The organism is Candidatus Polarisedimenticolia bacterium, from assembly GCA_035764505.1.
GTDB lineage: Bacteria > Acidobacteriota > Polarisedimenticolia > Gp22-AA2 > AA152 > AA152.
Genome location: DASTZC010000167.1, coordinates 1 through 11410, shown reverse-complemented (window position 1 = coordinate 11410; position 11410 = coordinate 1). Strand labels below are relative to the sequence as shown.

The following is an 11410-nucleotide window of genomic DNA, read 5'->3' as shown; positions in this document are numbered from 1 at the left end:
GATCCGGACGTGCGCCCAGACGGCGGATCACGTCGCTCTGATGGCTGACCATCACAAGGGCTACGCCGTGCCGATCGGCGGGGTCGTGGCCTATGCGGAGGCGATCTCTCCGTCTGGTGTCGGGTTCGACATCGCCTGCGGGAACAAAGCCGTGCTCACGGATGCCTCGGCGGCGGAGGTGAGGGAGAACATCCGGAAGATTATGGACGAAGTGTGGCGCGTGGTCTCCTTCGGCGTTGGCCGGAAAAATGACGACGAGCGCGTCGACCACGAGCTCTTCGACGATCCGGCCTGGAAGGTGGCCGCGTGCGCTCCGCACAAGGAGATGGCCCGCCAGCAGCTGGGGACGGTCGGCAGTGGCAATCACTATGTCGACATCTTCGAGGACGAGCGAGCGCGAATCTGGGTCGGGGTTCACTTCGGATCGCGCGGCCTGGGGCACAAGACTGCCACCTGGTTCCTGAAAGCGGCGGGCGCATCCGACGGCATGGATGTGCCGCCGTGTATTCTGCCGGCGAGCTCAGATCTTGGTGCGCAGTATCTGGAGGGGATGCGGCTCGGCGGGCGGTACGCCTATGCCGGGCGGGATTGGGTCTGTTCGCGCGTTGCCAGGATCCTGGGAGCCAATATTCTCGAGGAGATCCACAACCACCACAACTTCGCTTGGCGCGAGAAACACAATGGCCGGGAGCTTTGGGTCGTACGCAAGGGCGCCACACCGGCGTTCCCCGGGCAGAAGGGATTCGTCGGCGGATCGATGGGTGACGTCTCCGTCATCATCGAAGGCGTTGAAAACGAGGAAGCGAAGTACTCGCTGTACTCGACCGTCCATGGAGCCGGCCGCGTCATGGGCCGGATGCAGGCGAAGGGGAAAACGGACAGAAGAACCGGAGCCGTTATCCGGCCTGGTTTGGTATCTCCGGAGATGATGCAGGCGTGGGTTGCGCGCGAAGGCGTAGAGCTCCGCGGCGCCGGCCTCGACGAATCGCCGCATTGTTACAAGCGGTTGCCGGAAGTTCTGGCGCAACACGAGTCTTCGATTCGGGTTCTTCACACGCTACGGCCGATCGGCGTGGCGATGGCCGGGGCCAACGAGTTCGATCCATACAAAGATTGAGGAAATACAGTTCGGTATGGACGGGGATATCATCCGGTCTTGCGCACCGCGACAAGGGTCGGCAGGCACGGGCTACCAGAAAATCCGATAGATCGGCTCGACCTCGACGGGCACGTCTTTGATCTTGGCGAGATCCTTCGCGAGATCGTCGGGAAGAGTGCCGTATTTCGCGAACAGCGCCTCGGCGCCGGCGCGATCCCCCGCGCGCTCGATCTCCAGCGCCCTCGCCGTCAGATCGCTCAGCGAGCCACGCATCTTCGAGGGGTCCACCGACCAGCGCCCCGTGGCGGCATCGCGCAGGATGGCGCCTTTCTCGCGGGCGAAGTTCAGCTCCACGATGGCGGCGCGGCCATGCGCCTCGCCGATGCCGAAGCGAACGGCCCGGAAGATCGACCCCAGGTAGGAGGCGTAGTGCTCCGCCTCGGTCTCCTTGGGCATCACGTCGTGGTCGAAGAACCAGGCCATCGACACCAGCCCGGCAACGGTCGCCTTCATCTCCTCGATGGCCGACGCGAGGTCTCCGAGGCGCCGGTTGACGGGGTCCTTCTCGCCCGTGCCCCGCACGTAGCGCGGGCCCAGGGCGTGCGACAGCTCGTGCATCATGACGTTCTCGAAGACCCCCTGGGCCGTGACCTGCTTCGCCTGCTCCGGTACCATCAGCTCGCGGCTGATCGGCAGGATGACTTTCCCGACGCGCGCCTCGAACATGTTCTTCCAGAAGATTTTCTTGGTCCCCTTCTTCTCGTGGACCTTGGGATCATTGGGAAGGTTGGTCGCAACCGCCTGGTAGCCGACACGCGCGTCGCCGCCGCGACCGATGTCGCGCACCACCACCATGGGAGAGGCGAGTCCCGCAACCTTCCGCCGATCCGCCTCCGGATACGGCAGGTTGTCCTCCAGCTCCTGGAGATGCGTGATGTAGGTCGCCAGCTTCGCGCTCTCCTGCACGTCGCGGATAGCCACCGAGGCTTCGTAGGAGGCCTTGATCCCCATCAGTCCGTCCTCGTAAGTCTCGAAGGGGCCGAAGATCAGCTCGTAGGGGTTGTCTTTCAGGTCGATCCAGTCGCAATCGGCCTGGAAGTAGTCGTCGTTGCGCAGCGCTTTTGCCTTGGACAGCAGATAGCGCTTGAACGATTCGTTTTCCGACAGCGCCGCGGCAGCCTCGAGCTCCTTGGCAGCCGGACCGATCCAGCGCGCGTATTCTCCGTGATACGGAACGGCGATCAGATCCTTGCCCTTGCGCTTGACGACCGTATAAGGCGAAAGGAGAGCTTCCTTGCGGTCGGGGTGCGCCGCGACGTAGTCCTCGAGCTCCTTCTTGGTCAGATCGGGTGGGTAGTAGCCGGCGCCGGGCGGCAGTTTTTCAGCCCCATAGAAGGGTTTCCCCTCATCCAGCCGGTCGAAGGGGCCGGCATTGATCATGACGAGACGATAGAGCGCCTTGGAGAGAGGATCCGTCTTGCCTGCCAGGCTCTCCCGGATCTCGGCCGCCCTGCTGTAGGACTGCCGCCAGAAGATCTGGTCGATCTGTGCCGAGGCCGCCAGGAGATGCTTCAGCATCTGGCGGTCCTTCTCAGGAAGCTTGCGGGCGTCGAACGGCATCTCCGCCGGCGCATATTTCGCCAGCCGCGCCTGGATGTCCTCCGGGCTGCCCGCGGCAGCTGACTTTGGTTCATTTTCCGCCATCGCGCTCACCGCCCCGGCCAGCAGCGCCGCCAGGAAAACTCCCCGCGCCGCACCCGCAACGCCCATGACGCTTTCTCCTCAATATGCAACGGCCCGTGTTGGCTCACGATAAGAGCGAGGAGGATAGCTCCGGGACGCGGGCGGGGTCAAACATTTCCGGCCCAGGCACCGGCGTTTCTCAGGTCGGTGGAGAATCCCGCCAGCGGTTCTGGTGCAGCAGCAGGGCACTTTGGACCGGAACCAGAAGAGGCATCAAGGCTAATTTGAAACAGCATCGTGGCCTGCACGAAATCCTAACTCCCTCTGGATTCCTCGCGTCCCGGCGCGTCAGGAGGACCTCGCCATGTACGGAATGGCCCGCTCCCCGAGTCCCCTTCGTAAAGCTTTCCCCCGACACATGCTCGTGCTCTTCCTCGCCGTCGCTGGACTCGGAATGTCACTTGTGGAAGCCGTCACGACGCATCAGAGAAACCTTCCGCAAGAATCGGTCTGCGACACCGAGGTCCCGCGCAATCTCCTGGGCATGTGTCGCACCTATTGCGAGTCCCTCGACTGCGACGGCTCCGGCCTGGTCAACTCCGCCCACCGGTGCGAGACGCTGCTGCAGAATTACGTGGCCCGATCCGGCGGACAGCTGCCTCCCTGTCTCGGCATCGACTCGGATGGCGATGACGCCCCTGACAACCTGGACAACTGCCCCGCTTTCTACAACCCGAACCAGGACGACGCCGATTCGGATGGGCGGGGCGACGGCTGCGACAACTGTGAATTCGATCCGAACTTCGATCAGGTCGATACCGACCACGACGGACTGGGCGATGCCTGCGATACCGGCGCCAATCCGATCTTGTCCGACGTCGCCATCCTCAAGGGGCGAAGGCACTCGGAGTGCTCCGGGCTCATCCAGCTTTGCTGCGCAGATCCTCCTTTGTGCTCCTGCTGCTGCATGCCGGATCAGCTCACATTGCATACCTCGGACATCGATCTTGTCACCATCACCGCCCGCGCATCTTCCCCGCTTCAGCCACTCCTGGTGAACCTGCGCTTCCTGCAGCCGCCGGAAGACCTTGCGCCGGTCGGACAGGTCCCACGGCGCGTCACCTTCCAGATGTTTGACGTCGGGTCGGAGGTCATCGATACGGTCCTGGTGGATGCCCAGGAGCTCCCCGTCGTCTCGGGAGACCAGACGGCCGGCGACGGAATCTTCACCCGTAGCTTCTACTTCGTCACCCCGACCCAAAGCAGCGCTTTCGGCTGCGTCCAAAAGCAGGATGTGGCGAACCGAGGCGCAACCTACACCTTCTACGCGTCGCCGTTCGATCTCGACCCCTCCATCCCGTTGATCTACGACTTCCTGGTCCAGGCGGTGGACAGCTCCGGCGGCCTCGACACCAGTGCCGTGTTCCCCCTCACGATCCAGCGGACTTCCGTCGTGAATACCTCGGTTCCACTGGCCTGCGGACCCCCGACAGGAAATGGAGGGTGTCTTTCCGGCTCGACCGGCGCGGAGGCCCGGCCTTAGAAAGCAAACTTGCGGGTGGGTTCTTCCGGAACCGGAACGTCATGCAAATCAGGATCGCGCCAGATTCAATCTGCAACGGGGGACGTGCGGCCCCGCCGCTACAGGCCCCCTAGGAACCGCGGCTTACTTGGCGGGAGCGGCCAGGGCCTCGCGGGCGAGGGCTTCGGCGGCGGGACCTGCTTTGATGTCCACCGCGGCGCGCTGCAGCACGTAGATCCGCTCGTTGTTCGACTCGGCGTCGGCGGGGAAGAGAAAGAAGCCGTCCCGGTCGGGACGGTGGGAGAGAGTGTAGCCGCACAGAAGCTCGCCGTCCTTGAAGCGGATGGCGAGCTTCTTGCCCTGCGACGTCGCGGCGGGCGCGGCGATGAAGCCGCGCAGGTCCTGCCGCTTCGGATTTCCGGCGAGGCTCTTCACGAAGAAGACTGCCTTCAGCAGCTTGCACTGGACGTCGACCGCCGGGCCGCCTTCGGCTGGAGCCAGGTGGAAAACCGGCCGCGTCGGATTGAAGTCCTGGCTCGTCCCCTTCAGTACCTTCCCATCGAGATAGTGCACCACCATGCGCGCGCTGTCTGCCATGCCGCCCCTCCGGCGCGCATCTTATACGCTTTCCGCCGGCCGTTGAAGCGGCGAGACTTCCGGCGAGGCACCCATGGACGATGACCGGCCGCTCTATTTTCGTAAACGGGGAATGCTGGAACGGGAACTATCTTTCCGGAAGGTTGGCGAGGAGCTTTTCGAGGACGTCGAAATCGGCGGGCTTGGTGAGGTGGCCGTCGAAGCCGGCGGCCCGCGTGCGGGACTGGTCCTCTTCCTGGCCCCAGCCGGTCTGGGCGATGACCACGATTCTCTGGCCGCCCTCCATTTCGCGAATCCGCCTGCAGGCGTCATAGCCATTCATACGGGGCATTCCGAGGTCGAGCAGGACCACGTCGGGGCGGTCGCGCTCGGCGGCCTCGACCGCCGCGAGACCGTCATGGGCCGTCTGCACGTTGTGCCCCATGAGACGCAGGGCGATGGCCATCGATTCAGCCGAGTCGAGGTTGTCGTCGGCGACGAGAATGCGTCGGATCATGGACCCCTTTTCCTGGACCGTCTCCGTCATCACCGCCTCCAGCATGGGAGCCACGCCGTCCAGGGGGAGCCGCACCACGAACTCGCTGCCGCGACCCAGTCCCTGGCTGCGGGCCTCGATGTGCCCGCCGTGCAGCCCCACGAGCAGCCGCACGAGCGAAAGCCCGATCCCCAATCCCCCGGAGGCGCGCTCGAGCGAGCGGTCCGCCTGGAAGAACATCTCGAAGAGATGAGGCAGGTGATCGGGTGAGATGCCGATGCCGGTGTCCTCCACCGACGCGATCACCTCGTTGCCATGCCTTTCCACGGTCAAAGTGATGTGGCCGCCGGCGCGCGTGTACTTCACGGCGTTGTCCAACAGGTTCTGGAAGACCTGAGCCAGCCGCGTCGCGTCGGCGCTCACCGTCAGCGGCTCGTCCGGAATCAGCACGGCGAGCTCCTGCCCCTGCTGCTCCGCCTGCGAACGGATCCCCTCCGCGGTCGCCTGCAGGAGCGCGCGCAGATCGAAGCGCTCTTTGCGCAGCTGCAGCTTGTTCTGGGTGATGCGTCCCACGTCCAGCAGATCGTCGATGAGACGCTTGAGGTGGTCGACCTGGCGGTGGATGACGTCCTGGCTCCAGCGCATCTCGGAATCGGCCGGGCCCTTGAGCCTGATCACCTCGGCGGCGTGGCTCACGGCGGCGAGCGGATTGCGCAGCTCGTGGGCGAGGGTCGCCAGGAACTCGTCCTTGCGGCGGTCGGCGTCGCGCAGCGCCTCCTCGAGGCGCCGGCGCTCGGTCACGTCGACCGCGGCGCAGGTGATGCCGACCGGCTCGCCATGCCCGCCGCGCAGCGGCTCGATCGTCAGGTCGAAGCACAGGTCGCGGTCGTGGATCGATAGCCACATCTCTTCGCGCACTCCCTTGCCGGTTCTCAGGACGCCGCGCTTGAGGGCAGTCAGAACGGCGGCCTGGTCGCCTGGGAAGAGATCGTTATCGGTCTTGCCGAGCATCGCCTCCGCCGGGATGCCGAGCTGCGAGTTGTAGACCCAGATGTAGCGCAGGTCGGCGTCCTGGTTGGACACAGTGATGCGCGAGTTCTGCAGTGCGACCCGGAAACGCTCCTCGCTGGTCGCCAGCGCTCCCAGGGAGGACTGCAGCTCCGAGGTGCGCTCCAGGACGCGCCGCTCCAGCTCCTGGTTGCTGCGCTCGAGCTGGCGCCCCTTGCGATAGAGATCGACGAAGACGGAGACCTTGGCACGCAGGATCTCGGGGACTACCGGCACCGGGACGTAGTCGACGGCGCCGCTGCCGTACCCCTTCAGCCGGTCGAGATCGGAGAGCAGGACGGCGGAGACCAGGATGATGGCGGTCTTCTGGAAGCGCGGATGCCCCCGGATCATCGAGGCCAGCTCGAAGCCGTCCAGCTCGGGCATGCAGACATCCACGAGAATGACGGCGACGTCGCGCTTGAGCAGGGAATCGAGCGCCTCGTGGGCAGAGCGCGCCTTGATCAAGTTCTCTCCGAGGTCGCCGAGAATCGCCTCGTAGGTCAGCAGCTTCGAAGGCTGGTCGTCGACGAGGAGGATGTCGACCTTGTCGTCGGTGGCCCGGTTGATGTTCATGAGAGCTGCTTCCCACTCCGGCGGCCTCATCGACGCAGCCACATGCGCAGCGTCGCGAGGAGCTGCTCGGTGTTGACCGGCTTGGCCAGGTACTCGGAGGCGCCCGCTTCCAGGCATTTCTCGCGGTCCCCTTTCATCGCCTTGGCCGTCAGCGCGACGATCGGCAGGCGATGGAACTGCTCATCGTTGCGGATGGCGCGCATCGTCTGATAGCCGTCCATCTCCGGCATCATGATGTCCATCAGCACGATCGCAACGTCGTCGGTGACCCGGAGAAGATCGATCGCCTCGCGGCCGGTGTTGGCGGTGAGCACCTTCATGCCGCGGCGCTCCAGCAGGCTGCTCAGCGCGAAGGTGTTGCGGGCGTCGTCGTCGACCACCAGCACCGATTTCCCGGCCAGATGATCGTCGGACCGCAGCAGCCGGTCGAGCATCTGCTGCTTCTGCGTCGGCAGGTCGGCGACGATGCGGTGCAGGAAGAGAGCCGTCTCGTCGAGCAGCCGCTCGGGCGATTCGACCCCCTTCACCACCACGCTGCGCGCCAGGGCATGCAGCCGCGTCTCCTCTTCCGGCGAAAGCTCCTTGCCGGTGAACACCACCACTGGCACGTCGCGCATCGACACGTCGTCCCCGATCGCCTCCAGGACCTCGAAGCCCGACATGTCCGGCAGGCGCAAATCGAGCACGACGCAATCGATCTCCTCGCTGCGCAGTCGCTCCAGGGCCTGTTCGCCCGTCCCCGCGGCCACGATATCGATGTCGTCGTGGCCCAGCAGCTCCGACACGCTCTGCTGCTCCACCAGATTGTCCTCCACGATCAGCAGCCGCTTGCGCCGTGGCACTGTGAAGGCCTTGATCTTGGAGATGGCTGCTTCCAGCCCCTCGGTCGTGGCCGGCTTGGTCACGAAGGAGAAAGCCCCGCGCGCCAGGCCGTGCTGCCGATCCTCGTCGAGCGTGACCATCTGGATCGGGATATGGCGCGTGTCCGGATCCTGTTTGAGCTGCGTCAGGACGGTCCAGCCCAGCATGTCGGGCAGAAAGACGTCGAGCGATACCGCCCGGGGCCGGTACTGGCGGGTCAGCTCGAGCGCCTCGGTGCCGCGCGAGGCGACCAGGACCTTGAATCCCTTGTCGTGCGCCAGATCGGCCAGCAGGCGCGCGTAGTGGGGATCGTCCTCCACGATCAACAGCGTGGCGTCGTCCGGCCCAACCTGGTCTCGATCGTCGGGAACCGCCTCGACCGCCTGCTCCGCCTGCAGGAGGCTGGCAAGCGCGGGTGAGGCGCCCAGCTTCGCCCCGGCGGCGGCCACCTCGACCTCGACGCGCCGGACCGCCGCGGCGGAATGATGCAGGGGCAGATAGAGATAAAAGGTGCTCCCCATGCCCGGGGCGCTGCGCAGCTGGATCTCCCCGCCGAGCAGGGTGGCCAGCTCGCGGCTGATGGCCAGGCCCAATCCGGTGCCGCCGTACTTGCGGCTGGTGCTGGCGTCGGCCTGCTGGAACGCCTCGAAGATGATGCGCTGCTTGTCCACCGGGATGCCGATGCCGGTGTCCGAGACCTCGAACACCAGGACCGACGGGGAGTTCGACAGGACCGCGTGGCCCGCGCTCCAGCCGCCGTCGGAGAACGAGACTTTCAGGCGCACGCCGCCTTGCTCGGTGAACTTGAAGGCGTTGGAAAGCAGGTTCTTGAGCACCTGCTGCAGGCGCTTGGGATCGGTGGCCATGGTGCGAGGCAGGCGCGGATCGACCTCCACGTCGAAGGCCAGCTTGCGGGTCTCCGACTCGTGCCGGAAGGTCCGCTCCACCGTGTCGAGCAGGCTGGAGAAGTAGACCTCCTGCACGTCGACCGTGACCGTCCCCGACTCGATCTTGGAGAGGTCCAGGATGTCGCTGATCAGGTTCAGAAGGTCGGTGCCGGCGCCGTGGATGGATCGTGCGAACTCGACCTGCTTGCCGGTCAGGTTCCCTTCCGGGTTCTCCGAGAGCTGCTGCCCCAGGATCAGGATGCTGTTGAGAGGGGTGCGCAGCTCGTGCGACATGTTGGCAAGGAACTCCGACTTGTACTTCGAGGTCAACGCCAGCTCGCTGGCCTTCTCCTCCAGGGCATGGCGGGCGTGCTCGATCTCCTGGTTCTTGCGCTCCACCTCGACGTTGCGCTCGGCCAGCTGCTGCGCCTTCTGCTCCAGCTGCTCGTTGGAGGACTGCAGCTCCTTCTGTCGCGTCTGCAGCTCGCCGGCCAGCTGCTGGGACTGCTTGAGCAGGTCCTCGGTCTGCATCGTGGCCTCGATGCTGTTCAGCACGATGCCGATGTTGGAGGTCAGCTGCTCCAGGAACACCTGGTGGGACGAGGTGAACTCTCCGAGGGACGCCAGCCCGATCACCGCCTTGACGTTCCCCTCGAAGACGATCGGGAAGACCGCCAGGCTGCGCGGCAGGACCTTGAAGAGGACGGAGCCTACCGGCACTGCGTCGATCGGGACCTCGGGGACCAGGATGCGCCGCAGATCGACGGCGCACTGTCCCAGGAAGCCCTCGCCCATCCGGAGGCGCGGCGGGTAGCCCCCCTCCTCGGGATCGGCGTAGGTCGCCATCAGCTCCAGATGGGGCTCGCTGTCGGAGACGTAGCGGTAGATCACCCCCTGGTGCCCGCTCAAGAGCGGCACCAGCTCCATCAGCAGCATCTTGCCCACCGTGGTCAGGTCGCGCTGCCCCTGGAGCATGCCGGTGAGCCGCGCCAGGTTGGTCTTCAGCCAGTCCTGCTCGGTGTTGCGGGACGTGGTCTGGCGGAGGTTGGTGATCATCGTATTGATGTTGTCCTTCAGCTCCGCCACCTCGCCACGCGCGTCGACCTGGATGGAGCGGGTCAGGTCGCCCTTGGTGACGGCGGTGGCGACTTCGGCGATGGCACGCACCTGCGTGGTCAGGTTGGCGGCCAGAAGGTTGACGTTGCCGGTGAGATCTTTCCAGGTCCCGGCGGCGCCCGGCACGTTCGCCTGACCGCCGAGGCGCCCTTCGACGCCGACCTCGCGGGCCACGCCGGTAACCTGCTCGGCGAAGGTGGCGAGCGTGCCGGTCATGGCGTTGATCGTCTCGGCCAGCGCGGCCACCTCGCCGCGGGCCTTCACCGTCAGCTTCTGCTTCAGATCGCCGTCGGCGACGGCGGTCACCACCTTGGCGATGCCGCGAACCTGCTCGGTCAGGTTGGCGGCCATGACGTTGACGTTGTCGGTCAGGTCCTTCCAGGTGCCGGCCACGCCCGAGGCCTGCGCCTGGCCGCCCAGCTTCCCCTCGGTACCCACCTCGCGGGCGACGCGCGTCACCTCTGCGGCGAAGGCGTTCAGCTGGTCGACCATGGTGTTGATGGTGTTCTTGAGCTCGAGGATCTCGCCGCGGACATCGACGGTGATCTTGCGCGACAGGTCGCCGCGGAACACGGCGGTGGTGACCTCGGCGATGTTGCGCACCTGCGCCGTCAGGTTGCCAGCCATGGCGTTGACTGAGTCGGTGAGGTCCTTCCAGGTGCCGGCGACGCCGGGGACGACCGCCTGACCGCCCAGCCGCCCCTCGGTGCCGACTTCGCGCGCCACGCGCGTCACTTCGCCGGCGAAGGCGTTCAGCTGGTCGACCATGGTGTTCAGCGTCTCCTTGAGCAGGAGCAGCTCGCCGCGCACGTCCACCGTGATCTTCTTGGAGAGGTCGCCGCGGGCGATGGCGGCGGCCACCTCGGAGATGTTGCGCACCTGCGCCGTCAGGTTGCCGGCCATCGAGTTGACGTTGTCGGTGAGGTCCTTCCAGGTGCCGGCGACGCCGGAGACCTGCGCCTGGCCCCCCAGCTTGCCGTCGGTTCCCACCTCGCGCGCCACGCGCGTCACCTCCGAGGCGAAGGCGTTGAGCTGATCAACCATCGTGTTGATCGTGTCCTTCAGCTCGAGGATCTCGCCGCGGACATCGACGGTGATCTTGCGCGACAGGTCGCCACGCGCCACTGCGGTCGTTACATTGGCGATGTTGCGCACCTGGTCGGTCAGGTTGCCGCACATCGCGTTGACCGAGTCGGTCAGATCCTTCCAGGTGCCGGCGACTCCCGGCACCAGAGCCTGCCCGCCGAGCTTCCCTTCCGTGCCGACCTCGCGCGCCACGCGCGTGACCTCGCCGGCGAACGAGTTGAGCTGATCGACCATCGTGTTGATCGTGTTCTTGAGCTCGAGAATCTCCCCCTTCACGTCCACTGTGATCTTGCGCGAGAGGTCGCCGCGCGCCACTGCTGTGGTGACTTCGGCGATGTTACGCACCTGCGCGGTCAGGTTGCTGGCCATGGAGTTGACGTTGTCGGTGAGGTTTTTCCAGGTGCCGGCCACGCCGGGTACGTTGGCCTGCCCGCCCAAGCGGCCTTCGGTGCCCACTTCAC

At 65.6% G+C, this 11410-nt stretch carries 6 protein-coding genes; 2 read left to right on the top strand and 4 right to left on the bottom strand.

Going from position 1 to position 11410, the window contains the following annotated elements; genetic code table 11:
• The first annotated feature begins 1 nt into the window (after position 1).
• Positions 2–1117 (top strand): RtcB family protein, encoded by a 1116-nt coding sequence (locus VFW45_11085; GenBank protein ID HEU5181330.1) that lies wholly within the window; start codon positions 2–4, stop codon positions 1115–1117.
• A gap of 72 nt (positions 1118–1189) precedes the next feature.
• On the opposite strand, the gene VFW45_11080 is transcribed toward VFW45_11085, so the two are convergent.
• Positions 1190–2869, bottom strand: a complete 1680-nt coding sequence (locus tag VFW45_11080) for a Zn-dependent hydrolase (GenBank protein ID HEU5181329.1) — start codon at positions 2867–2869, stop codon at positions 1190–1192.
• Positions 2870–3236: 367 nt separating this feature from the next.
• On the opposite strand from VFW45_11080, the gene VFW45_11075 reads away from it, so the two are divergent.
• Positions 3237–4325 carry a hypothetical protein gene (locus tag VFW45_11075; GenBank protein ID HEU5181328.1) on the top strand — a complete coding sequence of 363 codons (1089 nt, stop codon included), beginning with the start codon at positions 3237–3239 and terminating at the stop codon, positions 4323–4325.
• A gap of 123 nt (positions 4326–4448) precedes the next feature.
• On the opposite strand, the gene VFW45_11070 is transcribed toward VFW45_11075, so the two are convergent.
• The 3 genes from VFW45_11070 to VFW45_11060 all read right to left on the bottom strand — a co-directional run.
• Complete coding sequence (locus tag VFW45_11070; GenBank protein ID HEU5181327.1) at positions 4449–4901, bottom strand: hypothetical protein; 453 nt, start codon at positions 4899–4901, stop codon at positions 4449–4451.
• 127 nt (positions 4902–5028) lie between these two features.
• On the bottom strand, positions 5029–6999 hold the full coding sequence (locus VFW45_11065) for a response regulator (GenBank protein ID HEU5181326.1): 1971 nt from the start codon (positions 6997–6999) through the stop codon (positions 5029–5031).
• Positions 7000–7025: 26 nt separating this feature from the next.
• On the bottom strand, positions 7026–11410 hold a 4385-nt coding region (locus tag VFW45_11060; GenBank protein ID HEU5181325.1), incomplete at its 5' end, for a response regulator.

What these genes read in the sequence shown, in the direction of transcription:
- VFW45_11080 (HEU5181329.1), bottom strand. Translation starts at nt 2,869, where the DNA reads ATGGGCGTTGCGGGTGCGGCGCGGGGAGTTTTCCTGGCGGCGCTGCTG.
- VFW45_11070 (HEU5181327.1), bottom strand. Translation starts at nt 4,901, where the DNA reads ATGGCAGACAGCGCGCGCATGGTGGTGCACTATCTCGATGGGAAGGTA.
- VFW45_11065 (HEU5181326.1), bottom strand. Translation starts at nt 6,999, where the DNA reads ATGAACATCAACCGGGCCACCGACGACAAGGTCGACATCCTCCTCGTC.
- VFW45_11075 (HEU5181328.1), top strand. Translation starts at nt 3,237, where the DNA reads ATGTCACTTGTGGAAGCCGTCACGACGCATCAGAGAAACCTTCCGCAA.